Source organism: Streptomyces sp. TRM70350, from assembly GCF_019219825.1.
Taxonomy (GTDB): Bacteria; Actinomycetota; Actinomycetes; order Streptomycetales; family Streptomycetaceae; genus Streptomyces.
The window spans coordinates 153,900-176,699 of record NZ_JAHUXH010000005.1 but is presented as its reverse complement, the minus strand read 5'-3'; the positions used below and the strand labels follow the sequence as shown (position 1 = coordinate 176,699).

The window sequence follows — 22,800 nt, the reverse complement described above, 5'->3', positions numbered from 1 at the left end:
CCCGAGGCCCTCACTGGATCAGGTGGCCGCAGGCTTCTTCCGCCACAAGGGCCTGGCCGGGCTCGTAGCGTCGGCATCGTGACGAACAATTACGAAAGCCACGGCACACCACTGGCCGATTATCGGCTCACACGAACTGATCATCGCTTCCAGGAGGAGAGAGAACGGAGGGCTGAGTACATTCGTCGCGTGGTGGACAGTGCACCACCGTTGTCTGCTGAGACTGCCAGTAGGATTCGGGAGCTTTTGAGGCCCGTTCAGCCTCCGTCTCCGTCGGATTACATGCGCTGGCGGGTACGCCTCTACTGCGGTCATATCCAGGAGGTCGTGTGTCTCCTGAGCGAGACCAGGCCGCATAGCGCGGCGCGCTGCAGGGAATGTGGGAAAGATCCTTCGGTGATCGTGGTGTTCGAGTCCGTCGGTCCCTTCGAGGAGCTTCCCAGCGCAGCGCCCGCTGGCCGCCGGAACACACGCCCTCGGCGCGCTCCAGCGAGCCGCCGTACCAAGGCAGAGCTGGAAGAGGAGAACGCCGCGCTGCGAGCCGAGGTGGAATCGCTCCGCAGGCGAGTGGCCGGCGAACCCTCGCCGGAGTAACTGTGGCTGGCGGCGCGGAGGAGGTCCCCCTCACAGCCTCGACGCGCGACCTCCCGGGCGCGCCCCCCGACAGGGCTACGCCTCCGCCGCGCTCACCAGGCGAACACCGGTCGCGTCGTTCTCGGCGGGCCTCCGGAAGACGGCGAGCGACGTGAGGCTCCACGCCCGGATCTTCGCCCAGGGCTCGACAAGGTATGGCCCCCATCGCGCCGGCGGCGAGGGATGTGCGTCCCGGGGATCTCCTCGGCCACGAGTCGCACGGAGAACCCGGCTTCCAACAGCGCCACGCCCGTCGTGAGACTGGAGACTCCTGCGCCCGCCACGACGACCATCACGGCTCCCTCCTCACGCCCCAGCTCTCTTCTCAGCCCCAGCGCTCGCCGATTGGCCCGTGGGCGATCCCGCTGACCAGAGCGTGCATCGCGGCCTTCGAGAACAGCAACGGCCGACGGCCGATGTCCTTGGAGTCGCGCACTGCGGCGTGTTCGCTCAGTTCCGCCACTTCCACGCAGTCGTTTGCACCCCCGCTGTACGAGCTCTTCTGCCACCGCGCGTGCGTCAGATCGACGTCGTGGGGAGTTGTCGTGACGTCGTGAGGGGCGGCCATGCGGGGCGTGCTCACTCTTCGAGCTCCTTGCTGATGCGTGCGATGCGAGTGCGGGTCTCCGACGGGTCGAGGGCGGTGTTCCTCAACTGGTCGAAGATGTCCGTGTAGTTCTCCACATCCTGCGGGGACTCGAGATACACGGAGTTCTTGGGATTCTCCAGCCACACCAGGTCCGGCGTGGGGTGCGGGAACGTCAGGATGACGAACGGGCCGTACAGCCCCGGATGCGCGCCGAGCGAGAACGGCAGGAGCTGCACGGTGACGTTCGGCCGCTCGCTCGCCTCCGCCAGCTTCCGCATCTGGTCGCGCATCACCTCAACGGAGCCAACCGTCCTGCGCAGCACGGCTTCGTCGAGGATCGCCCAGAGCCTGGCAGGGGCCTCACCGCCCAGGCGGCTGTTCTGCCGCTCCATGCGGACCCTGACCAGGGACTCGACCTGCGGCGGGGACAGGTCCTTCCTCATCTGGGAGATCACGGCACGCGCGTAGTCCTCGGTCTGGAGCAGCCCCGGCACGAGCATCGGCTGGTAGCTGGCGAGGTGCGTCGCGCCGGCCTCCAGCGCGAGGTACCCGTCGTAGCGCGTCGGGGTGAGCACCGTCGAGTACTTCCGCCACCAGGGCTTCTGCTGTTCCTTGTCCGCCCGTACGAGGTCGAGCACGTCAGCGCGCCGGTCGTCGTCGACGACGCCGTACAGGTCCAGCAGTGCCCGGACGAGGACCGGCGTCGTACCGCGTTCGCCGTTCTCGATCCGGCTCAGCGACCCCTGATTGACCTCCAGTTGGTCGGCGACCTCGGTGAGGGTGAGCCCGGTCGCGTCACGCAGTTCCTTCAGCCGTGCCGCGAGCTGTCGCCGGTACACCGACTGCGGGACCAGGCTTCTCTTCAAGGCCATGCCGGAAGTCTCTCCGTACCGGCGACACCTCTACAACCCATACGGGTCAACATTACCAGACATATTGCCTAGTTGGTGGTTGCGTCGGCATGCTGTCAGGAGTCGCGGCGCGCCTTGGTACGGGCGTGCGCCGCGGCCGACCGATGGGCGAGCAGGCCACGACCTCGCTACCGGCACGCGCCTTCGCGTCGGTCCTGCACGCCGTACCAGGAGGGTGGGCCATGCCACGGACAACGCTGCTTCGGCAGCTGCTCCAGCAACGGCACCTGACGACGCACGAGGCTTTCGCCGCCCAGTACGAGCGGGCCGCCGCCCGGCTGGCAGAGCTCGACCGAGACCCCCGCCTGGCGTCCCTCCAGGTCTCTCCACGCCAGTTCGACCGCTGGTACGGCGGGGAGTTGCTGACTCTGCCCCGTCCTGACGCCTGCCGGGTTCTGGAGCACATGCTGGGCAGACCCGTGTCCGAGCTGTTCTCCACGGCGTACGACGGCGACTCCGCGCACGGCCGCGACGAGGAGTCGAGCACGGGCCAGCAGGCGACGAGTGCGCCTCCGCCACGCGAGGACGACGAGAACCCACTGGACATCGTCACCCGGACCCGGCAGCTCACGGCCAGCAACGCCGACGACGCGACGCTTGCCTTTCTCGACTCCTCGCTGGAGGGCATCGCCAGCCGGTACGAACAGGACGGGCCGTACGTCCTCCGCCCCCAGGCCCGTCAGGTGCGGCAGCTCGCCCACACCCTCCTCGACGGCCGCCAACCCCCACGCACGCGCCGGGAACTCTTCCGCGTCGCCGCCCGCGCCTCCGGCCTGCTCGGCTACATGGCGGTGAACACTGGCGACTTCGCGCTCTCGGAGGCGTACTGCACCGAAGCCCGGGAACTCAGCCGTGAGATCGGCGACCTGGACACCGACCTCTGGGCGTGCGGCACCCTCTCCTTCAGCCTCTACTACGCTGGCAGGTACGACGAAGCGGACGCCTGCGCCGCCGCGGCCGTCGATCGAGCCCCGCGCCACGCCCAGTCCATCCGCCTGCTCGCCAACGGCCGGGCACGGGCCCTCGGCAAGACCGGCGACCGGCGTGCCGTCGAGCAGACCATCGGGCAGGCATTCCGCCTCTCCGACCTCCACGAGGTACCCGTCGGGCTGACCTCCTGCATCTCCTTCGAGCCGTACGGACGGGCCAGGACGCTGGCCAACGCCGTCACGTCACACGTGGCGCTGCGCAACACGGCCCAGGTACTGCGCGACGCCGAACACATCGACGACCTGGTGGAGCACTCGACCTCCTCCTGGAGCCGTTCGCTCGTACGCCTCGACGTCGCCACCGCGCTGCTGCAGCAGCGCACGCCCGACATCGACCACGCGATGGCGCTGGGCCGTGAGGCCCTGCGGCTGTGCGGAGACACACCGATCAGCTCCGTCTACCAACGCTCGCGTGACCTGCATGAGCAGGCCGGGCCGTGGCGTGATCACCCGGCGGTACGCGATTATGGCGACGAGTTCCGGACCTGGAGCTCGCAGCCAGCGGCCCTGGCCATGGCGTCATCCGCGTCGTAGGCGCCGTCGGTGTCGTCGTACTCCGGGGCAGTGTGAAGCCGAAGGAGTACGCCGGGTGCCCCTACTCAGCGCCGATCCCGCCGCGTTCCCCGCCGAGCCCCCCGCCGACACGCACGACCCGGCGGTCACCGCCGCCCACGACTGGGCGGCGTTCAGCGCACTCGACGAGATGACCGACCACTGGGCACGCCCCGGCTGGTCGGACGGCAGCCGCGCGTACTACTGGATGCTGACCTTCCCGGATGATCAGCGGCTAGCCGCTCTCGCCGGGCACTGCCAGAAGGAGCTGGCACCCCTCGGCCTCGACCCGGTGCCGACGGACGGATTGCACATCACCCTCGCCCGAGTCGGAACGCCTGGCGTCGTCACCCCGGGCCAGCTGGACAGCCTGGCACGGGACGCCGAGGCGCTGCTGCCCTCCGCGTTCTCCGTACGCGCCATGCCGCTGGCCGGCTCCCGCGGCGCCGTCCGGCTGTCCCTCGGTCCCTGGGAACCCCTGCTCCGGCTGCACCACGCGCTAGCCAAGGCAGGTGGTAGCGTCGGTCTGGCCCCGAGGAAGCCGACGTCGGCATTCCGGCCGCACCTGAGCCTCGCGTACAACAACCGTCGGCGCCCCGCCGCGCCGGTCGTGGAAGCGGTCTCAAGCCTCCGAGCTCTCCCTGCCGTCGAACTGTCCGTGTCCGCCGTCCAGTTGGTGGTACTCCGCCGTGAGGGACGGACATACCGCTGGGATGTGCGGAGGAACGTCGCGCTCGGGTAGCCCGCTGGCGTCCAGGGCGAGAATTACGACCACTTCCTTGCCGATCGCGGTCGGCCGGACGGACCACGCGGAGGCCAACTCGCCGACGAGCAGCAGTCCAAGACCACTGCCCGTCAACTCATCCACCGACTCCTCCGCAGAGCGTGCCCGGACCCTGGAGACATCCCGTCCCGCGTCATGGACGCGCAGTACCGCCACGTCCCGGTAGACCTCCACACACATGCAGTCCGGTCCGCCGGCTGTGTGCCTGAGCGCGTTGCCCACGAGCTCCGAGGCGATCAGAACGGCGTCGTCGACCCGCTCCGACGCGGCACGCCCGTCGAGGAACTCTCGTACGTGTCTGCGCGCGAGGCCCGAAGGCTCGGTGCAATCGGCCAGCTTCACCCAATGACGCCGTACTGGCGTCCGCCTGCAGAGGCGCTCTTCGTCCACCGCGTCCATCGCCGCTTCTCGTTTCCGCTTGGCACTGGACCGATCAGCCTCGCTACGCCTGAGCCGCGGCGGTACGCCGCGGCTCCGCCTCCTCGCGCGCCGCCGGACGGCGGACAAACGGCGTGCTGACGGCGTACCGCCGCCGACTGCCCCCGGCGAGGCTTTTCGTCGAGGCGCCGGTCCTTGGCGTCTCGGCTCACCTGGCTGGAGGTAACGCGGAATGAGCGGCAGTGCGAGGCAGACCGCACCACACGAGGTGCCCCCGGGCACGCGCCTCGTGTTGTACGCCTGTCTGCCCGCGTCACTCGGTGAGGCCGCCGACCACAGCGTGGCCAGCGCACGGCGGTACGTGGCCGATGCCGGCTGGGAGGCGGTCGAGACGTACGTCGACCGGGCGGCACCGTTCGAGAGCCGCGCCCTGTGCGAGGGCTGGCACAACGCTTTGGCCGCGGTCGAGCAGGGGAAGGCGGCCGGGATCGTCACCCCTCTGCTCGTGATGCTGGGGCATCTGGAGGAGGACAGGGCGAACCTCGCTGCCTGGCAGGCTCGGACCGGAGCGCTGATCACGACCCCGTGGGCGGTCGTCGATGCCGCAGGCGCCACGGTCGCACGGCGGTCGGCGGCGTGATGGCCCGGATGCGGCAACGGTTACTCCTGCAGCTGCTCGGCCAGGTCGGATGGGTGCTGCGGCATCCGGCTACGTACGTCGGTCGGTTCGGCTTCGGCACCTTCCAGGTGCTGTTCCTGCCCGTCCTGGTGACCGGCACAACCTTGACCACGCTCTACGCGGGCCAGTCCCGGTAGCCCCGGCCCGTGTCCTCGACCCCCCTCTCCGGATGCTCCGAATCCATGCCCCCCACGGAATCCGATCAACCGGAGAGGGGCCGCACCCAAGGTGCGAACGCAGAAACCCGGCCCTGCGGCAATCCATACGCAGGCCGGGCGGCACGACGAACCGTTCGGAACCTTCCGACAGAAGAGGAAGTGCGATGACCGCAACCATGCTCAGCCCGATCATGACGGCCACCATCGGGGCGTCCGCTGCGACGGCCGCCCCCGAGGCGCCCGCCGACCCGTTCGACGTCGACCTGACCATCGTCACGGAGATCGGCGCCGACCTGCTCCCCAAGGCGTGCGGCACCGGTGACGGGTGCGCGGCCTCCTGCGCCTCGTCCTGCGCCAGCGCCGTCTGACGACGGCCCGTGCACGGGGTCGGGGGCGCTGCCGCCCCCGACCCCGCTCGTTCACAGCACTGACGGCGGAGGCATGGGGATGGGAAGCGACGGAAAGCTCTACCAGCACACAGGCGCGGCGCTGCTCCGGGCCGCCGCGATGCCGCTGACGGGTCTGCCGACAAGGTGGCCTGACCCGTCCGACACGGAGGCGTGCGGCAGGTGGCTGAGGCAGGTGTGGGCCGATGCGCGGTTCGCCGACGCCGTCCGGCAGGCGAGCGGCGATCTCGCCACGCGGGTCGACGCGATCTGCGCCGGGCAGCCGACACGCTCCAAACAGGTCCGGCGCGCCGCCATGGCCACCGTCCGCTACTTGTTGCGCGCCACCCGGGCGACCGACCCCGTTCGGCCTCTTCGCGGGAGTCACCGCGGCCAGCGTGGGTTCGACGCCACACGTGAGGTGGGAGGACGCACACCAGGCCGTGGCGCGGGTGGATACCGAGTGGCTAGACGACGTCATCGTCCACCTGGAGGCGTGCCCGATCCTGCTGGAGCGCCTGGATGTCGTCCGCAACAACCTGGCGGCGCGCCGCGGCGGGCGGCTGCATGTCCCGCACGGTGGACCGATGGGGGCCACCGTCCGGCGCACCAGCGCGGTCCGCGTGATCGAGGCCCTGGCACGCAGGCCGGTCCGCTTCGCCGCCCTCGCCGAGCAGTTAGCCGCCTCCTTCTCCCGAACCGAGCCGCAGACCATCGGTGCACTGCTCGGCGCGCTGGTGCGCGAGAAGTTCCTGATCACCGGTTTGCGCGCGCCGATGACCGACACTGATCCGCTCTCCCGCCTGATCGAGCGACTGCACGGCGTGGACGCGGGCACGGTGCCTCAGGCCGCGGAGGCCCTGCACGAGTTGGAAGCAGTGCAACGCGCCGTGCACGAGCACAACCGGCGCCCGGCGAGCGCGCAAGGGCTGGCTCGGGAGGAACGCACGGGTCGACTGCGTGGGCTCTCCGACGCGGGTCGAAGCCCGTTGGCCGTCGACCTGCGGCTGGATGCCGAGGTGCGGATCCCCGAGGCCGTCGCGCAGGAGATGGAGAGGGCGGCCGACGTGCTGCTGCGGCTGACGCGCCGACCGGCAGGCCAGGGTGTTTGGAAGGAGTACCAGGTCGCGTTCTGGGAACGGTACGGCACCGGCACGCTCGTGCCGGTGAAGGAGGTCGTCGACCCGGCCGTCCGGGCTCGGCTACCCGGCCGAGTACCCCGGGAGCCGCATGACCGCACCGGCACCGGCAGTTTCCGAGCGTGACGAGCGGCTGCTGGCCGTGGCCTGGCAGGCGCTGGCCGACGGCAGCAGGGAGATCGTCCTCACCGGCGACCTGATCGACGGTCTGGCCGGCGAGGCGCCGACCGGGCAGGAGGCACCGCCCCACGTGGAGATGTGCGCGCGCCTGCACGCCGACAGCCTGTCCGCCCTGGAGCGCGGGGACTTCACGCTCACGGTGACACCGGCCCGCGCCGCGGGCACGCTCACTTCCCGGTTCACTCCGGTCGCCACCGGCACCGGACTTGAGGAGGTCTACCGCCAAGTTCCCACGGGCGTCGAGAACGCGCTGACCGCGCAGCTGTCCTTCCCGCCGCTGTACCCGCATACAGAGAACGTCGCCCGCATCCCCGTTTATCTCCCGCACGTGATCCCGTTGGGCGAGCACCGCAACTCCAACGACACCGCGCCGACGCTCATCGATGTCGACGACCTCGCGGTCACGGCCACGCACACCCGGCTGTACCTGGTCAGCATCTCCCGCCGCCGCGTGGTGGACCCGCAGGTCTTCCACGCCATGGCCCTGGACAAGCAACCCCCGCCCCTGGCCCGGTTCCTGGCGCACCTGACCCGCGCCTTCGGCCCTGCCTGGACCGGCTTCGACTGGGGGCCGCTGGGCGCCCGGCTGCCGTACCTGCCGCGTGTCCGCTACGGGCGCGTGATCCTCTCTCCCAGGCGCTGGAACGTGACCGCCGATGCCCTTCCAAGCCGCGGCGCGGAGATGCGGGAGTGGGTGGACGCCCTCGGCCGGTGGCGGAAGTTGTGGCACTGCCACGGTGCCGTGGAGCTGCGGGAGGACGAGCGGACGCGGCGGCTCCAACTCGACGTGCCCGCCCACGCCACCGTCCTGCGGACCCACCTGGACCGGGAAGGTCATGCCGTGCTGACGGAGGCGCCGGCCGAGGAGAGCTACGGCTGGATCGGCGGCCACGTCCACGAGATCGCCCTGCCGATGATCAGCGTCCGCCCGTCGGCCCCCGACCCGCTTTCCGGCTTCCTTCCTGTGCTCACCAACAGCACCCTCGGGCCCGTACCGGGGGCGGTGCAGGCACCCTGGCTGAACGCCAGGATCTACAGCCATCCCGAACAGTTCGAGGAGCTGATCGGCACTCACCTCGCGCGGCTCGTGGCCCAACTCCCAGGTACACCCGAGTGGTGGTTCATCCGCTACTGCACCCCGAACGACCTCGACCACCTTCGCTTGCGCCTTCGCACCCGCAGCCCCGGACAGTACGCCGCCTGCGCTGAGCTGGTCGCCCAATGGGGCGCCGGGCTGCGCCGCGAGGGGCTCAGCAGCGGGCTCATGTTCGACACGTACACCCCGGAGATCGGCCGCTACGGCCCAGGCGCCGCCCTGCGCTGTGCCGAGGCGGTGTTCACGGCCGACTCGGCCTACGCCCTCGCCGCCCTGCAGGGCCCCGGAGCCGACGGCGTCGACGGACGCGCGCTGGCCGCGGTCGGCATGGTGGACATCGCCTGCGGCTTGCTCGGCCCCGACGAGGGCACGCGGTGGCTGGCGCACCATCCCGCGCCTTCGGCTCGCGTCGAGCGAGGCGTCAGCGACCAGGCCATCGCGCTCGTTCGCCGTATCACGCCCCGGGCCCGGGGCTGGGGCGAAGCGCTCGCCCAAGCGTGGCACCGTCGCGCCGTGGCCCTGGCGCTGTATCGCGAGGGCCTCGCCGAGAGCATGGACCTCGGCTCCGTCCTGGAATCCTTGCTGCACATGCACCACAACCGTTCGACGGCGTCTGGCTGCGGTTGAGCGCCACCGAGCGAGTGACCTGCCGCATCACCGCGAAGCCCGCAGCGATGGAAGCCGGCCTCCACCGCCCCGCCTCACCCGCCCTGAGCCCAGCCCTCGTCGAGGGGGACTCCATCGCGTACCTCACCCTGGAGCGCACCGCCGAAGACCCGGCTGCTGAACCCCGGTTCCGGCTGGGAGCCGTCGGCTACGGCCTGGCCGGCGCCGACCTCGCCGAGCGGATCTGCGCGCAGATCCGCGCCTGGGGCCCGGCCCGGATCGCGGAACCCGTGGTCACGGCCTACCCCGCGGACACACCGGACAGTGACCTCGCCGACGGAGCCGTGATCGACCGGCCCTCCGTGCGGCTCGTCATCAGCTACTGATCCTGACGCAGGCGGACGCGGCCGTTGACGGGTGAGGCCGCGCCCACCGAAGCGAGAACAGAGCGATGTCGCAGCACGGTGGTCAGCCCTGCGCGAGGTTCGCCTCACAGGTGGTGCACCGTCGCACGGCCCGCCGCCTCGGATTGCCCGCGGTGGCGGTCGCCGGAGAAGCACTGCTCAACCGCTCCCAGAGCCCGGGAGGAGGGTTCGGGATCCACCCCCAGCGCGGCGGCTGTACGTCGTCCTCGGTCATGTGGTCGCACCATCCCGGCCTGTGCGCGCACTGGGCAGGGGAGATCAGGATTGTGTCCTCCGGATGAGTACGCCACTCCGTCCTCACGAACGTACTCACCGAACGCGGGGTCGCCGACGCCGACGCGGACGAACCCGGCGGACACTCGCATCCGAGCCCGATGACGATCTTGCCGCCGCACTCGTCGCAGCGCTCCACTTCCACTGGCCTCGTACCACCCTCACGCCGTGCCGGAGCCGACCCGGTAGACGATCTTCCCATCGAACTCGGCAAACCCGAGTGACTTGTAGAAGGCCCGTGCCCCCGGGTTGTCACTGTCGGTCATCCATTCCACGCGGCTGCACCCGGGGCGCGCTGCGGCGATGGCACGGAGTTCGTCCATGAGGCGGGCACCGATGCCCTGCCGTCGGAGCGTGCCACGGACGTACAGCTCCTTGAGGAACAGGGAGTGCGAGGAGCCGGCGGCCGGCCAGAGGAACGAGTAGGCGGCGAGTCCGATGATGTCACCGGTCTCATCCTCGACGAGCAGCGCGGAGGCCAGCGGCGGCGAGCCGAACAGCGCCGCCTCGACCTGGGTGCGGCGTTCCTCCAGTGGCTGGATGCCGGTGTCGGTCGCGCCGTAAAACCGCTCGATCTCCTCGATCAGCTCGGCCACGGCCGGGACGTCCCGCTTCTCCGCAGGGCGGATCGTCACGCTCATCGGCGCCTCCTGTCGTTCCTCGGTAGCTTCGGTCGCTGCTGCACTCGTTCGTTCCATCGCGTGATCCCCCGTGGTGGTACGGCACACGCGTCTACGGCGACGAGGCGGCCTGCGCGTAGGGGTCCCAGCCGTGCTGCCGCAGGGAGCTCTGGACGTGTCGGATGAGGTACTCCAGGTCCGCGCAGTAGACAGACGGGTTCCGATAGCCCTGGGCTTCGCTGAAGCGGTGCGGGAGGTAGCCACCGCCACACACGTCCACGAGCGGGCAGGCGCGGCACTGCTCGGCGAGCGCATCCTTGCCATGCTGCCGGTGCAACAGCTTCGGATGAAACAGCGCTTCGTCGAAGGAGTGACGGAGGACGTCGAGCCCGAGCCAGGTGGCACCCTCCTCGACCGACCGCAGGGTGTCCACGGCCTCGATTGAGCCGTCGGACTCGATCACGATGCTCGTCGGCGGGGCCAGGCCGAGCGTCTCCACCGAACCGCGCACGCCAGAGTTGAGGGCCACGATGTCCTCCAGCATCCGGACGCTGTGCTCGTACTCGGGCCGGGCGAGCCAGGCGTCGTACACCCTGCCCATCCACAGCCCGTACTCGGGCACGCTCGGGTCGGCGCGGTGCGGCGGGTCATCGTGGGTCGCGTGCGGCAGGCCGAAGTCGATCACGGGCGGTTCGAACGCCGCCAGGTAGTCGTGGACCTCCACGGGGTCGTTGGCCAGGTCCACGACGGCGAGCAGCCCCGCGAACAGGTGTGGCCGCGACCGCAGGAGTTCGATGCCGCGCACGGCGGAGGCGGCGCTCGACCGCCCGGCGTGGGTCAGCCGGTGCCGGTCATTCGCAGGTGGCGGCCCGTCGAGGCTGACGCCGACCGCGACCTCGTACCGCTCGAAGAGGTCCAGCCAGGCACCGGACAGAAGAGTCCCGTTGGTCTGGAGCTCGAAGAGGACCCGGGTCCCGGCCGGCGCAGCGTCCCGGACGGTCTCCAGCAGACCGGTCATGTGCCCAGCGCCGACGAGAAGCGGCTCCCCGCCGTGCAGTACGACGTGGATGGTCCGAAGGCGGTGTGCGGAGGCGTGTTCACCAATCCGCCGGGCCGCAGCCCGCACCACAGCGAGGTCCATTCGGGCGGGCAGGCGCCGCGCCGCCTGGTCCTTGGAGTTGAAGACGAAGCAGTAGTCGCAGTCGATATTGCAGCGGTTGGCGACCTTGAGGATGAACGTCCGGAAAGGAACGGGGCCTTCGGGTTCTGTCATCGAGCGGACGTGCTCACAGTGGCCAGGGCCAGATGAGCGAGGCCGCGTGGGCACCGTCGCCGACCCGGGCCGTCGCGCCCTCCTCTGCCTCCAGCCGTTGCCGGACGCGGGCGGCCACGCGGTCCAGGACGGCGGTGCCGGCCGCCGTCGGCTCCGTGGACACCGGGCCGGCGGGCGTGATGGTGCGTGGCTCGGTGACGGACGTGGGTGACGGCATCCAACGCTCCTCGTGAGGTACGTGCCGGAGGTGGCACGGTGCGACGGGGTTGAAGCGACAGATCAGCCGGAAACGTAGCATCCTCAACCACCCACCTGGCACGGGAAATTCGGCCACATGGTCGGCGTCAGCCGGACCGCTACACCAGCAACCGTTCGATGTCGTCCACGGACGCGCTCACCCCCAACCGCCGGTACACGGTCACGGCGGCTCGCAGCGAGTCCACGCCGTGACCAGGCCCGTCAACCGTCGAGTCGCAGCGGCCGATGCCCTCCAGTGCCCGCGCCTCCTCCAGCGGGCAGCGGATGTCCCGCGCGAGCGTGAGCGCCTGACCAAAGTGCCGACGGGCGGCTGTCGGTTCATCGGAGGTGAGCAGCAGCATCCCCCAGTGGTTCAGTGCCTCCGCCTCGCCGCACCGGTCGCCCAGGCCCCTCAGGATCTCCAAACCGCGTTGGAACGCCTCGATCGCGCCGTCGCGCTCACGGACGATGCCGCGCGCGACGCCCAGCTCACTCAGCGAGGCGGCCTCACCCCCTCGACTGCCGAGCTCGCGGTAGGCGCCCAGGGCCTCCTCCAGAAGCCGGATCGCCTCTGCCGCATCCCCGGTCACACGCTCCACGACGCCAAGGTGACGGATGCTGTTCGCGCGGCCGAACCGTTCACCGAGCTCGGTGAAGTGCGTCAGGGCCTGGCTGTGTGCCGTCCGCGCTGCCTCGATGTCTCCGGTAAGCCGTCGGACGACGCCCAACTCGTTCAGTGCGTAAGCCTGGTGCACACGGTCGTCCAGCTCCAGGTAGATGTCGAACGCTTCCTGGTGATGCCGGGCGGCCAGGTCGTACGTGCCCATGAGGCTGTGCACGACACCCAGGTCCCGCAGGGAGTTCGCCTCCCCGTATCGGTCACCGAGTTCTCGGTAGATCGCCAGGGCCTCGGTCTGGGCCTCCACCGCGGCGTCGAACCGGCTCATCTGCCGGTGTGTCATGCCGAGATCCGCGAGCGCGTTCGCCTGCCCGAGCCGGTACCCCAGCTCTCGATAGAGGGCGAGGGCCTCGGTCTGGGCGCGGGCCGCGTCCTCGTTGTCCGCGGTCAGGTACCAGACGATGCCGAGCTGATTCAGTGCCTCGGCCTTGCCACGCCGGTCGTCGACCGCTTCGTACGCCGTCACGGCGTCGTTGAGGGCCTCGATCGCCTGTGGGTAGGCGGCCATGAAACGGCGTACGACACCCAGCTCGGCGAGGGCATCACCCCGCGCCCGCTGATCACCGGTATGGCGGGCGGCCTCGGCGGCGGTCCGATGGAGCGCGACGGCCTGGTCCCAGGGGCCGGCCTGGCGCAGGAAGGGCGCCATGGCCGCGGCGAGTCGGACCACGAGGTCGTACAGGGCGAGGCCGTTCGCCCGACGGACGCAGGCCAGGATGTTGGCCCGCTCGGTCTCCAGCCAGCTCAGGGCATCCGCCCGCGACTCCAGGACCGGGGTCTCCACCCGCGAGGTGTCGTCCGGCGCCGGTGGCACCGCGGCTCCGCTGCGCACAGTTTGCCCGTTCGCGACGGCAAGAGCGGCCAGGTAGTAGGTGCACACGCGCTGGACGGCCTGTACGTGGTCCATGCTGTCTCCCTCGGCGGCGAGACCGCGAGCGTAGTCGCGCAAGAGATCGTGCAGCCGGTAGCGACTCCCCGGTTGCTCGTCGATCAGGTGGTCGTCGTAGAGCGCCTCAAGGTGCCGACGGGCCACCACGACGGAGACCTCAGCAAGAGCCGCACCGACGTGCGGGTCGAGATCGGTGCCGGGGAAGACCCCGAGCTGTCGGAAGAAGTGCTGCCGCTCCGGTGCGAGATCCCGATAGGAGAGATCGAACGTAGCGGTGACGGCACGTTCCCCGGCACGCAGCTCTCCCAGCCGGTCCCGCGCCGCCACCAGCCGCCCGCGCAGGTCCTCGGCGCTCCAGGACGGATGGTGCCGCAGCCGTGCCGCGAGAAGCGACACCCCCAGCGGCAGACACCCGCACAGCCGCACCAACTCGTCCACCACATCCCGGCCGAGAGCGTCGGCCGGTCGCCCACTGAGCCGTACGAAGAGTTCGACCGCGTGATCCGGCGGCAGTGCGTCCACCGACATGACCACCTCCTCGTTCGCCACCAGCCGCTTGCGACTGGTCACCAACACCAGACACCCGCTCCCACCGGGGAGCAGTGGTTCCAACTGTCGGTAGCTGGCCGCGTTGTCGAGAATCAGCAGCGCCTTCTTGCCCGCGAGCCTGCTCCGCCACATGGCGGCCCGAGCCTCGGTGACCGCTCCGACGTCGTCACCGACGGGAATCTGCTGAGTCGGCACGCCGGCGGCCGCGAGAAGCGAGGCAAGAGCCTCGCTGGCCTGCACCGGAGTACGCCCCGGCGTGTGCCCGTTGAGGTTCACGAAGAGCTGTCCGTCGGGGAACCGCTCGGAGAGCAGGTGGCCTGCGTGCACGGCGAAGGTGGTCTTCCCGACACCGGGCATGCCGTCGATCACGTGAACGGGCAGCCCCTCGCCACGCTCCTGTGAGGCCCGCACCGAGCCCACCAGCCGCTCCAGCTCCGCGGCACGGTCGGTGAACGCGGCGGTGTCGCGCGGCAACGAACGCAGCACCTGGGCGGCCCCTGGCCCTGCTCCATCCTCCGGTCGGCCCGGAGGGGTGGGAGGCCGCGTCTCGGAGAGCCCGGCGAGCAGGGCCGTCAGCCCCGCCATCGTCACGCCCAACACGACGAACGAGAACCAGGCGTGCTCCTGTAACCACCCCAGCCAGCCCGGCCACCGCGACTCATCGGACACGGCGTTCGTGACGAGCCCAACCAGCATGGTGGTCACAGCGCCGCCTCCGGCGACGACGGCGATCGCGATCCCGCGCCGGAGTCTCATACGGAGGCCCCAGCAGCAGCCAGGGGAGCGGCCGGTTCCCCCCTGGTGCCGCTGATGAGACACCACGCACTGCCAGCCGACCTGGTCACGAAGGCAACCCCCGAGTAGAACGCCCCAACTTCCCTAACGGAACAATCCTTGTAGACCTTGGTCAAGGGCGCGTCTGAGCCAGGGGGTGCACCAGCTGCCGCAAGGCGCGCTGGCCCACGGCCACCGCACCATCTTCAGAAGTCCACGCAACCTCTGATGATCACGCGGTGGCTGCTTCCCTATCGGCCCCAACAGCTACGAACTGGTCAATCGGCTTGGGACCTATTCGGCATCGCAGGTCGTGGCCTCGGATCCAGTCGGTTCGGTAGACCTCGTGCCCGTACTCTCGCCTTTCTCGCCCGCCTCGATGGGGGCGTAGCGCCGCCGCTGCAGCTCATCGCGTTCAACGTCCGGGATCGTCATCGACTCGGCAAGCACGGCGGCGAGCGCGCCCACTTGAGTGTTGTCTACGTCAGCGTGGAAGAGCCACCGGATGTTCTCGTCGCGCGTGATGAGGTCGATCGCCAAGCGCGCGCTTCTGTCCTGTGTGGTCGTTGCTCGGACGTATCGCACTTGGTCAATCGGGATGTCCTGACGGATCTCGGCTTGCTCGAGGAATGCGTTCGTCTTGGCCGTGATGATGCGGCGATCCGTGACGGCGACCAGTGTCTTTGCCGCAGCCTTGTCCCTCGCTGCCGCCAACTTCTCCTTCGCTCCGCCGACGATCGCAGAAATTGGACCGAGGGCATCGAGCTGGTCGGGGAAGCCGAGGACACGTAGGGTCTCACCGTCCTCGAGGAGCCATCGCAGGATGCGAAGGTACGGCTCGAGATCCAGCGATTTGGGTGTACAGACGACGCCCGGAGCCTCAAGCGGAGGAGCCGGCGGATGGAGAGCATCGGCTAGAGGCTCGAGCGCCTCCAGAAGACGGGCGGAGGTTTCGCGGGCCGCCTTCACGTCCTTCCGCTTCCCTGGCAGCGGCCATGCGTCGAGTCCGGGGAGCTCGGCAGTGATCCGCAGCTCCCGCGTCAGCGCGTCGACGAGGCTCGTCGTCTCGGCGAGAGCGGAGTCGAACTCCGCGCGGGTGTCGCGCGCGATGACCTCGGCGTACTGCGCCTCGGCGGCGTCTTCGCGTCCAGCGGCTCTCGCCCTCGCGGCGCGCAGCGCGTGATACCCGGTCCATGCCTTGAGGGAGGACAGGAGGGCGTAGGCATCGAAGGCGATCGCCTCGGCGTTCGTCTGCAGGTACTCACGGTGGCTGCGTGCGTCGGCCCGACCGATCCGCCTGACGTGGTCGCGGACGTTCCCCTGGTAGAGCTCAAGCTGCTTCTGCAGCAGCGCTCCACTGCCTGCGACGTCCTCCCACAAGGACGTCGGGACCGACTCGATCTCTCGCGCCTGGTCGACCGCGCGATCGATGGCGGCGACGAGCCCCGTCAGTTCGGCCCACTGATCCTTGCGGATGGTGGTGAGGACCTGACTTGTCACCGCGAGGTTGGTCCTGACGAGGCCCGAGACCTCACTCAGCATCATCTGAAGGGCGACCATGGCCAGCGCCGGCCCGACCGAGGCTGCGGTCTGCGCCTTGCTCACCGCATTCACGGAGTAGAAGCGGGCCTGATGCAGGATGCGGCCGGGAACCATCACCGCTCCGAGGTGCCCGCCGTCCTTGACGGCGAGCGTCGCGCCGCTGTTCAGCAGGGCCTGTGCCGTGTCGCCGATCCTGTAGAGCCCCTGCACGCCGGCGAACGCGTTTCCGAGATTGCCGACCACGGTCGCCGCGTTCCCGATCGAGGCGAGGATCGCTGAGATCTGCTTGCGGTCGGCAGCCGGCACGATCCCGAAGTCGATCAGATCGGGCTTCAGCTCCGGCGGGACCTCACCGGCGACGACAGCCACCCCTGGGAGCACCTCCACCAGGACCGTCGACGCCGTCGTCGAGTCGATGTCCGAGTTGGACGTCGGATCGTCCACAACAGGTGAGTCAGCCGTATTGCTCCGGCCGTTCTCCTCAGGCTCGGCGATCTCCATCGAGTCCGAAGGGTCCTGTTCCGATCTCCTCCCCCGCGGGCGCGCGCAACGGCCGGACCTCGTCGGCGTTGACTGCCGAAGTCTACGGCTCAACGCCCTGCGGTTCAGCCCGAATCCGCCGGGCTGATTCCGCACTGGCTGGTGGCAGCTGAGCTCTCCAGGGCTCCCCGGATGAGTGGATCAGCGCAGTCCGGCGAAGAGATCGTTCTCGGGTACGGCCTCGCCGGTGGCGTCCTGGACACGTACGAAGGTCTCCATGCCCATCAACTCGCCGAACCTCTCCTTGCCCATCTTGAGGAAGAAGATGTTCTCGCCCTGACTGGCGTGCGCGGCCAGCGCGTCGAACTTCTGGCCGCTGAACGCGGTGGTGTCCACCCACGTGGTGATCTCATCGTCGGGGAGGCCGATCTCGGCCAACGCGGCGGCCTCGGCAGGATCCGGCTCCGGCATGTCCGGATGAAACTCGCGCATGATCTCGCCGAACCGCTGCATCATCGAGCGGGGCATCGTGGTCCAGTACACCTTCGGTGTCAGCGCGGTCATCTCCAGCGCCGCCATCGTGATGCGGTGGGCCTGGATGTGGTCGGGGTGGCCGTAGAAGCCGTTCTCGTCGTAGGTGACGACCACATCGGGTCGGTAGTGCCGCAGGTCGGCGGTGGTGGTCGCTTCCCAGCGCAGGCGGACGCCACGGCTGAGGAGGCCACGGATGGCGCCGTACGCCTGGTACGTCTTGCCGGTGCCGGTGGGGCCGGCGATCAGCAGCGACGGGCCTTCGGCGATACCGGGTCCGCCGGGGCCGGGGCGTCCAGCGCGGGCGATTTCGTCAGCCCAGGCGGTGACCTGCGGCTGGTCGGCCATGGCCCGACGGTAGCGGGCGGGGATACAGGCGTCCGCCAGCTCCAGGGCCGTGACAGGCTCCGCGGGCGGTTCCTCTGCTGTGATACCGGGGTCAATGCCGCGGCTGGCCAAGATGCCGTTGAGTCGGTCGGCGAGCGGGCCGACCTGGTTAGGCTCGCGGGTGAGGGTGGCGGTCAGAGGCCACCTCCGAAGGCTGCTTCAACGTCGGTGGGGTTTGTCCACGCCCTGTGGACAGTCGGCGCGGTTGGCGTGGCAGGGGTCGCGTTCATGGCCTCGTGGACGAGGCTCGGCAGGGTGCTGGGGTGCAGTCCCTTGGTGCGGTGCCGTTCGAGTCCGGCCCGGATGTGGGTGGGGGCGATGCCCTCGTCGACGAGCTTGCGTACCTCCCGGCCGAGGTGGCCCAGGACGTCCTTGGGCGGACGGTGGGCGCAGGCGGCGGCGTACTCTGCGATGAGCTGCTGGGCCGAGACGGTGCCGGGCGCGGGGGCGCTCGCGCCCCCCGAAGGGATATCTCCTAGATCCATGATCCTAGGTCCTAGATCCGGACAGTGAGGCGTCACTGCTGCCTCACGGAGTCCTCCCTGCTTCCTCACGGAAGGCTCTGTGATAGCGATCTGACCTGCGGTTTCGTCATCGGCGCCGGGATTCACCGCAGGCTCGCGCACCTGTCCGGAGCTTTCACGGAGGGTTCCGTGAGGCTGCGGTGCGGGCTCCGTGATGCTGGCCCGCGCAGTCGGCGCGACGACGCCTGGCGCGGTGCCGACCGGTGTGTCGTGGTGAGGGCAGGCGGGGAGGCGGCTCTTGCTGGGCCGGTTGATCTTCTGGTGCTGGTGCCAGGTGACGATGTGCAGGTACCGCTTATCGTCCGGTCCCTTGTAACGGCAGATCAGCCCGGCGTCGGCGAGCTGGGCGAGGTCCGTCTCGACATCGGGTGGGGTGTGCTCCGGGCGCAGGACCCACAACTGGCCCGCGATGATCGCGGCGTGGTCGCGATGGCGGCCCTGGTCGTCGGCTTGGGTGAGCAGGCCGAGGAAGGTGCGTTCCGCGGTCAGGGAGATGGTGGCCAGGGAGTCGGAGACGAAGGCTTCGGGCTTGATGGTGCGGATTCGTGCCAAGAGCGGGGCGGTCCTAACTCGGCGGCCTGTGGGCGGACACCACGGCTCACCGTCGGTCGGGGTGGGATTCGAACAGAGGGGCGTGATGTTGGCGCGGCGTGCGCCGCGAACCGACTGCGTTTTCCGGGGGTGTCGTCAACATAGCCACACCCGGGTCGCGCAAGTCCAGCCTGATCCGGCCAATCTCTCACGGCAGAAAGGCCGCAGGAAATCAGGCTGGTAGCGGGCGGGACCAAAACCGTAGGGCACGATCGCCGGTTGACCAAATAGTTGCCCTGCCGACCGAGCCAGAAGCATCACATGGGGAAGCCGTTGACGCGCTGGCGACGGCGAAGCTACAACACAACACCCCACGTCAGAAGCGCTTCGAGGTGTCTGTGCGAGGTCGCGCGACATCAGAGCGGGGGACTGGAATTTCCCCCTGTTCGCTGACCAAGCGAGCGCAACATAGCCGACGATCGCCGGTTAACCAAACCGGGGAATGCACGCTACAACTGGAGCTATGGCAGCACGTTCTCTGGAAATGGGTCCGGCAGGAATACGGACCGCCCACACCATCGAAATCCTCCGCACCGAACGCGGTCTCGCCCAGCGTCAGTTGGCCGACCGCGTCACGGCCCTCGGCCGTCCGATGTCCAACACGATGCTGTCCCGAATCGAACGTGCCCAGCGGCGTTGCGACGTCGACGACCTCGTTCGCAATAGCCGACGCACTCCTCGTCTCACCCCTCGTGCTGCTGGAGGGACCGAGCACCACCTGAGACGGGCCACCCACCGCCGCTGATCGAGCATCCTCCACCGGGTAAGGACCCCACCCCTCTTGCCGCACCCCCCAATGCCCCCTGCCCTCGGACGCCTTCCGCATCGAACGGATGGTGAAGCCGCCCTGCCCCGTCTCTACCGCCCCGAGGAGATTGCCGAGACCCTTGGCTGCTCGGCCTGGTGGGTCAAGGACCGCGCACGCCGGCGCCTGATACCGCACACAAGAGTCGGCCGCGCCTACCGCTTCACCGCGGACCACCTCGCCGAGATCATCCGCATCCACGAGGAGCCGGCGCCACAGCGAGCCCAGAGGACGCCGTCACCGGCCAGTCCGCCGGAGCCGGCTATGACGCCGTCGCGTCCGACTCGGCAGACGCGGCCCTCCACGTCCTCCGCCCCACGTCTCAGGGCTCGACCGCCCCGCAGGTCCCAGTACGGCACTGCTGCGTAGCTGTACCCGGCACATCCGAGAAAGGAGGGGATGCGAGGCGTGGGCTTCGCCGAGAAACGCGGCAGTTACTGGCGCGGCAGGTACAAGGTCAGCGAAGGCAAGTACGGCACCGTCGTCGACCCGACGGGCGCGGTGGTCAAGTTCGCCACCAAGCGGGAGGCCAAGCAGGCCGCGGACGAGGAAGAGGCCAAGGTCCGGCGCGGCACCTGGCGCGACCCGGCGGCCGGACAGGAGACCTTCGGCGAGTACGCCAGCCGCTGGTACGACGCCCAGGACCTGGCTGCGTCCACCATGCAGAACTACCGGCGCCACATCGAGGAGCACCTGCTCCCTGAGTTCGAGGACAAGGCCCTGCCGGCATCCTCCGCATGGACGTGGACACCTGGGAGAAGCGGGAGAAGGCCGTCTACGCGGCATCCAGTGTCAAGACGTGGCGCTCGACGCTCCACCTCATACTGGAAGACGCCGTGGACGAGGGCCTCATCGCGTCCAACCCCGCAGCGAAGCGGCGCGGACGCGGCAAACGCGCCGGCCGCTCCCACGACCGCGGGCCCGAGAAGGTGATCACCGACCCGCTCGGTCTGCTCCTCATCGCCGAACGCGCAGCCCTGCTGTCCGGCCGCGACGACGAGTTCGTCGCCGTGATCCTCAAGGGCTACACAGGGATGCGGTGGGGCGAAATCGTCGGGCTGGAGACCGAGTTCGCCCGACCCGGCGCCATACGCGTAGAGCACCAGCTGTACGAACTGGACTCGGGCGAGCTGATCCGCTGCCCGCCCAAGGACGACAGCTACCGCACCATCGACGCGACGGACTGGCTGTCGGCCCTGGTCGCTGACCACATCGCCCGTACGAAACCGACGCCGTGCCCCTGCCACGGCAAGCGCTACGTCTTCCACGGCCAGGGCACTGCCCGCACCGGCGGGCACACCGGTGCCAAGCTGGTGGACGTCGCCCGACGCGCGGGCGTTTCCACCGGCACCGTGTCCAACGTCCTCAACCACCCGGAACGCGTACGAGAGCACACCCGCGCCTGCGTCGAACTCGCCATCGCCGAGCTGAACTTTGTCCGCGGCGGCATCCCGACGGAGAACGCCGCTCATTGGCGCCGCAACGGCTTCGCCACCTGGCTGTTCGCGCCTGCCACCTCCGGGTGGTACCCGAAGAAGGCACCTCAGGAGACCCGCCCGGTCCCGCTGCTCGGCGAGCCCTGGCCCGGCATCCCGGTCCGTGGCCGCAACGCCCAAGGCCGGGCCGACGCCTGCTGGCTGCCCATCGCGAGAGGGCTCACCCCGCATGGCCTGCGCCACTCCCACCGCACGCACATGGAGGACCTTGGCACCGAGAAGGTGCTGATGGACGAGCGCATGGGCCACATCGACGGCTCGGTCTCGGCGCGCTACGCCCACGTGACTCCTGGCATGCGTGAGCGTCTCAAGGTCGGCCTGACCGTGCAGTGGGAAGCCGCGCTCGACGTCCGTCGGAACCTGCGTCCGCGCTCGCCGGTCGCCGTACTCGATCGGCTGCTGCGCGCTCGTGCCACGACGATGGCCTGATGGTCGGGAGACGGGCTCCGATTACCTCGAACGGAGCCCGTCTTTTCCGATCTCGGCGGAAGGCACGAGAATGGAGTACGGTCACCAAAGATCCGATGGGGGCGGAGAGGAGGAACGCGGTGTCGTATGAGCCCAAGCTCGCCGCGGCCCTTTCCGGCGCCACGCTGCGGCAGCTTTCCCACTGGCGCCGCGCTTCCGGCACGAAGGGCGCGCTCCTCGTTCCGGAGATCTCCGACTCACGCCCGATCCTGTACTCCTTCCGCGACGTGGTCGCTCTGCGGGCCTGCGTGAAGCTTCGCAAGGAGACGTCGCTGCAGAAGATCCGCAGGGCGGTGGACACGCTCCGAGAAGACCTGGGCGAGCGTAAACACCTGTCCTCCTACGTGCTCGTCGCGGGACCGGACACGATCTACCTTGCGGAGCCCGAGCAGGCGGTCGATCTGATCAGGGGCGGGAACGTGGTCATCCACCAGTTGGTGGATGTGCTTGCTCCCTTCTACAAGGACGGCCGGCACATCCCTGACCTGCTGAAGCCACGCGACCACGTCGCCGTCGACTCCGCTGTGCGTGGCGGTGAGCCGGTCATCGAAGGAACCCGGATTCCCGCCGCAGAGGTAGCGGCCTTGGTCAGGGACGGTGTACCCCCGGACCGGGTCAGCGACTTCTACCCAGGGGTCAGCGCGGCAGCCGCACGCGACGCGGTCGATTTCAGCGACTACGTGGATAGCTACGTCGATGGCTCTCGGCAGGTTGTCGCTTGAAGCTGCTGCTCGACGAGAACGTCCCCAGGCCCATGGTCGAGATCGTGCGCATTCTTCTGACCGCGCACGACGTGGTGCACGTCCACGAGCTGGACGGTTGGGCCGGCACGAAGGACATCGAGCTGTACGCGAAGGCCAGGTCGGAGGGCTTCCAGGCGATCATCACCAATGACGCCAAGCAACTGAACCGGCCCATGGAGGTCGAGGCGATCGCGCGGTCGGGACTCCATCGCATCCAGTACCGCCAGAACAACAAGCATGGCGGCTTGGTCGGCCTTGGCACCGCCATCGCCACCGTCTGTGCGGCGCTTCCTCACGCCTTGGCCGAGCTGGAGGAGGCGGACGGCCAGCGACTCGTCTCTCTCACGGCCGTCGATCCCTCCCGACGCAGCCGATTGCAGGTCACGGACCCTGCTGTGGAACCGCCGAAGCACTGGCCAGGTCGCTGAACACGA

The 22,800-nt window shown here is 69.4% G+C and carries 21 protein-coding genes and 3 pseudogenes; 14 read left to right on the top strand and 10 right to left on the bottom strand.

Annotated features, from left to right (window positions below; all coding sequences use genetic code 11):
* Positions 1-958: 958 nt before the first annotated feature.
* Both KWI83_RS10480 and KWI83_RS10475 read right to left on the bottom strand, forming a co-directional pair.
* Positions 959-1,216, bottom strand: a complete 258-nt coding sequence (locus tag KWI83_RS10480) for a DUF397 domain-containing protein (protein WP_308122016.1) — start codon at positions 1,214-1,216, stop codon at positions 959-961.
* Entirely contained in the window at positions 1,213-2,094 is an 882-nt protein-coding gene (locus KWI83_RS10475) for a helix-turn-helix transcriptional regulator (protein ID WP_218514034.1), read from the bottom strand. The genes KWI83_RS10480 and KWI83_RS10475 overlap by 4 nt, the downstream gene beginning before the upstream one ends.
* A 221-nt stretch (positions 2,095-2,315) precedes the next feature.
* On the opposite strand from KWI83_RS10475, the gene KWI83_RS10470 reads away from it, so the two are divergent.
* Together KWI83_RS10470 and KWI83_RS10465 are read left to right on the top strand one after the other, a co-directional pair.
* Positions 2,316-3,656 carry a hypothetical protein gene (locus KWI83_RS10470; protein ID WP_218514033.1) on the top strand — a complete coding sequence of 447 codons (1,341 nt, stop codon included), beginning with the start codon at positions 2,316-2,318 and terminating at the stop codon, positions 3,654-3,656.
* 55 nt (positions 3,657-3,711) lie between these two features.
* Complete coding sequence (locus KWI83_RS10465; RefSeq protein ID WP_218514032.1) at positions 3,712-4,416, top strand: 2'-5' RNA ligase family protein; 705 nt, start codon at positions 3,712-3,714, stop codon at positions 4,414-4,416.
* On the opposite strand, the gene KWI83_RS40225 is transcribed toward KWI83_RS10465, so the two are convergent.
* Positions 4,297-4,857 carry an ATP-binding protein gene (locus tag KWI83_RS40225; RefSeq protein ID WP_374106288.1) on the bottom strand — a complete coding sequence of 187 codons (561 nt, stop codon included), beginning with the start codon at positions 4,855-4,857 and terminating at the stop codon, positions 4,297-4,299. The genes KWI83_RS10465 and KWI83_RS40225 overlap by 120 nt on opposite strands.
* A gap of 211 nt (positions 4,858-5,068) precedes the next feature.
* Here KWI83_RS40225 and KWI83_RS10460 point away from each other — a divergent pair, with 211 nt between their 5' ends.
* The 7 genes and pseudogenes from KWI83_RS10460 (at position 5,069) to KWI83_RS10440 (ending at position 9,466) form a co-directional block, all read left to right on the top strand.
* Positions 5,069-5,476 (top strand): hypothetical protein, encoded by a 408-nt coding sequence (locus tag KWI83_RS10460; protein ID WP_256362049.1) that lies wholly within the window; start codon positions 5,069-5,071, stop codon positions 5,474-5,476.
* 8 nt (positions 5,477-5,484) lie between these two features.
* Entirely contained in the window at positions 5,485-5,652 is a 168-nt protein-coding gene (locus KWI83_RS10455) for a hypothetical protein (protein WP_218514214.1), read from the top strand.
* 185 nt (positions 5,653-5,837) lie between these two features.
* Positions 5,838-6,041, top strand: coding sequence for an FxLD family lanthipeptide (gene fxlA, locus KWI83_RS10450; RefSeq protein WP_218514031.1), 204 nt, complete (start codon positions 5,838-5,840; stop codon positions 6,039-6,041).
* 73 nt (positions 6,042-6,114) lie between these two features.
* Positions 6,115-6,363, top strand: a pseudogene (locus tag KWI83_RS38305) (hypothetical protein); the annotation flags it as partial.
* Positions 6,266-7,324 carry a lantibiotic dehydratase family protein gene (locus tag KWI83_RS38300; RefSeq protein ID WP_308122015.1) on the top strand — a complete coding sequence of 353 codons (1,059 nt, stop codon included), beginning with the start codon at positions 6,266-6,268 and terminating at the stop codon, positions 7,322-7,324. The pseudogene KWI83_RS38305 and the gene KWI83_RS38300, both read left to right, overlap by 98 nt.
* A complete protein-coding gene (locus KWI83_RS38295) occupies positions 7,290-9,101 on the top strand; it encodes a lantibiotic dehydratase (RefSeq protein ID WP_256362048.1) in 1,812 nt (603 codons plus the stop codon). The genes KWI83_RS38300 and KWI83_RS38295 overlap by 35 nt, the downstream gene beginning before the upstream one ends.
* Positions 9,102-9,148: 47 nt before the next feature.
* Entirely contained in the window at positions 9,149-9,466 is a 318-nt protein-coding gene (locus tag KWI83_RS10440) for a hypothetical protein (protein WP_218514030.1), read from the top strand.
* Between the two features lie 473 nt (positions 9,467-9,939).
* On the opposite strand, the gene haaN is transcribed toward KWI83_RS10440, so the two are convergent.
* The 7 genes from haaN to KWI83_RS10400 form a co-directional block, all read right to left on the bottom strand.
* The gene (haaN, locus tag KWI83_RS10435) at positions 9,940-10,419 is read right to left on the bottom strand and encodes a cyclophane-containing RiPP N-acetyltransferase HaaN (RefSeq protein ID WP_218514029.1); all 480 of its coding nucleotides are present in this window, start codon (positions 10,417-10,419) and stop codon (positions 9,940-9,942) included.
* A 91-nt stretch (positions 10,420-10,510) separates the two neighbouring features.
* On the bottom strand, positions 10,511-11,671 hold the full coding sequence (locus KWI83_RS10430) for an FxsB family cyclophane-forming radical SAM/SPASM peptide maturase (RefSeq protein ID WP_218514028.1): 1,161 nt from the start codon (positions 11,669-11,671) through the stop codon (positions 10,511-10,513).
* A 13-nt stretch (positions 11,672-11,684) separates the two neighbouring features.
* Positions 11,685-11,888: a HaaA family cyclophane-containing RiPP peptide gene (gene haaA / locus KWI83_RS10425; protein ID WP_218514027.1), complete on the bottom strand. Its 204-nt coding sequence runs from the start codon at positions 11,886-11,888 to the stop codon at positions 11,685-11,687.
* Between the two features lie 139 nt (positions 11,889-12,027).
* Positions 12,028-14,781: a cyclophane-containing RiPP biosynthesis TPR protein HaaT gene (gene haaT, locus KWI83_RS10420; RefSeq protein WP_218514026.1), complete on the bottom strand. Its 2,754-nt coding sequence runs from the start codon at positions 14,779-14,781 to the stop codon at positions 12,028-12,030.
* A 312-nt stretch (positions 14,782-15,093) separates the two neighbouring features.
* A complete protein-coding gene (locus KWI83_RS10415; RefSeq protein ID WP_218514025.1) occupies positions 15,094-16,842 on the bottom strand; it encodes a hypothetical protein in 1,749 nt (582 codons plus the stop codon).
* 180 nt (positions 16,843-17,022) lie between these two features.
* Complete coding sequence (locus KWI83_RS38290) at positions 17,023-17,877, bottom strand: hypothetical protein (RefSeq protein ID WP_256362102.1); 855 nt, start codon at positions 17,875-17,877, stop codon at positions 17,023-17,025.
* Entirely contained in the window at positions 17,874-18,815 is a 942-nt protein-coding gene (locus KWI83_RS10400; protein WP_218514024.1) for a hypothetical protein, read from the bottom strand. Before KWI83_RS10400 ends, KWI83_RS38290 begins: the two co-directional genes overlap by 4 nt.
* Positions 18,816-19,317: 502 nt before the next feature.
* On the opposite strand from KWI83_RS10400, the pseudogene KWI83_RS38285 reads away from it, so the two are divergent.
* The 5 genes and pseudogenes from KWI83_RS38285 (at position 19,318) to KWI83_RS10385 (ending at position 22,794) form a co-directional block, all read left to right on the top strand.
* Positions 19,318-19,576 (top strand): annotated as a pseudogene (locus tag KWI83_RS38285) (helix-turn-helix domain-containing protein).
* Positions 19,577-19,650: 74 nt separating this feature from the next.
* The gene (locus KWI83_RS38280; RefSeq protein WP_256362101.1) at positions 19,651-20,028 is read left to right on the top strand and encodes a helix-turn-helix domain-containing protein; all 378 of its coding nucleotides are present in this window, start codon (positions 19,651-19,653) and stop codon (positions 20,026-20,028) included.
* A 39-nt stretch (positions 20,029-20,067) separates the two neighbouring features.
* Positions 20,068-21,584: pseudogene (locus tag KWI83_RS10395) on the top strand (LacI family DNA-binding transcriptional regulator).
* A 119-nt stretch (positions 21,585-21,703) separates the two neighbouring features.
* The gene (locus tag KWI83_RS10390; protein WP_218514023.1) at positions 21,704-22,345 is read left to right on the top strand and encodes a DUF433 domain-containing protein; all 642 of its coding nucleotides are present in this window, start codon (positions 21,704-21,706) and stop codon (positions 22,343-22,345) included.
* Positions 22,342-22,794, top strand: a complete 453-nt coding sequence (locus tag KWI83_RS10385) for a DUF5615 family PIN-like protein (RefSeq protein WP_218514022.1) — start codon at positions 22,342-22,344, stop codon at positions 22,792-22,794. Before KWI83_RS10390 ends, KWI83_RS10385 begins: the two co-directional genes overlap by 4 nt.
* Positions 22,795-22,800: the final 6 nt, after the last annotated feature.

Excerpts from the sequence above, each read along its gene's own strand:
- KWI83_RS10475 (WP_218514034.1), bottom strand. The coding sequence starts at position 2,094 with ATGGCCTTGAAGAGAAGCCTGGTCCCGCAGTCGGTGTACCGGCGACAG.
- KWI83_RS10470 (WP_218514033.1), top strand. The coding sequence starts at position 2,316 with ATGCCACGGACAACGCTGCTTCGGCAGCTGCTCCAGCAACGGCACCTG.
- KWI83_RS40225 (WP_374106288.1), bottom strand. The coding sequence starts at position 4,857 with ATGGACGCGGTGGACGAAGAGCGCCTCTGCAGGCGGACGCCAGTACGG.
- KWI83_RS10460 (WP_256362049.1), top strand. The coding sequence starts at position 5,069 with ATGAGCGGCAGTGCGAGGCAGACCGCACCACACGAGGTGCCCCCGGGC.
- KWI83_RS10455 (WP_218514214.1), top strand. The coding sequence starts at position 5,485 with ATGCGGCAACGGTTACTCCTGCAGCTGCTCGGCCAGGTCGGATGGGTG.
- fxlA (WP_218514031.1), top strand. The coding sequence starts at position 5,838 with ATGACCGCAACCATGCTCAGCCCGATCATGACGGCCACCATCGGGGCG.
- KWI83_RS38300 (WP_308122015.1), top strand. The coding sequence starts at position 6,266 with ATGCGCGGTTCGCCGACGCCGTCCGGCAGGCGAGCGGCGATCTCGCCA.
- KWI83_RS38295 (WP_256362048.1), top strand. The coding sequence starts at position 7,290 with ATGACCGCACCGGCACCGGCAGTTTCCGAGCGTGACGAGCGGCTGCTG.
- KWI83_RS10440 (WP_218514030.1), top strand. The coding sequence starts at position 9,149 with ATGGAAGCCGGCCTCCACCGCCCCGCCTCACCCGCCCTGAGCCCAGCC.
- haaN (WP_218514029.1), bottom strand. The coding sequence starts at position 10,419 with ATGAGCGTGACGATCCGCCCTGCGGAGAAGCGGGACGTCCCGGCCGTG.
- KWI83_RS10430 (WP_218514028.1), bottom strand. The coding sequence starts at position 11,671 with ATGACAGAACCCGAAGGCCCCGTTCCTTTCCGGACGTTCATCCTCAAG.
- haaA (WP_218514027.1), bottom strand. The coding sequence starts at position 11,888 with ATGCCGTCACCCACGTCCGTCACCGAGCCACGCACCATCACGCCCGCC.
- haaT (WP_218514026.1), bottom strand. The coding sequence starts at position 14,781 with ATGAGACTCCGGCGCGGGATCGCGATCGCCGTCGTCGCCGGAGGCGGC.
- KWI83_RS10415 (WP_218514025.1), bottom strand. The coding sequence starts at position 16,842 with ATGGAGATCGCCGAGCCTGAGGAGAACGGCCGGAGCAATACGGCTGAC.
- KWI83_RS38280 (WP_256362101.1), top strand. The coding sequence starts at position 19,651 with ATGCCCCCTGCCCTCGGACGCCTTCCGCATCGAACGGATGGTGAAGCC.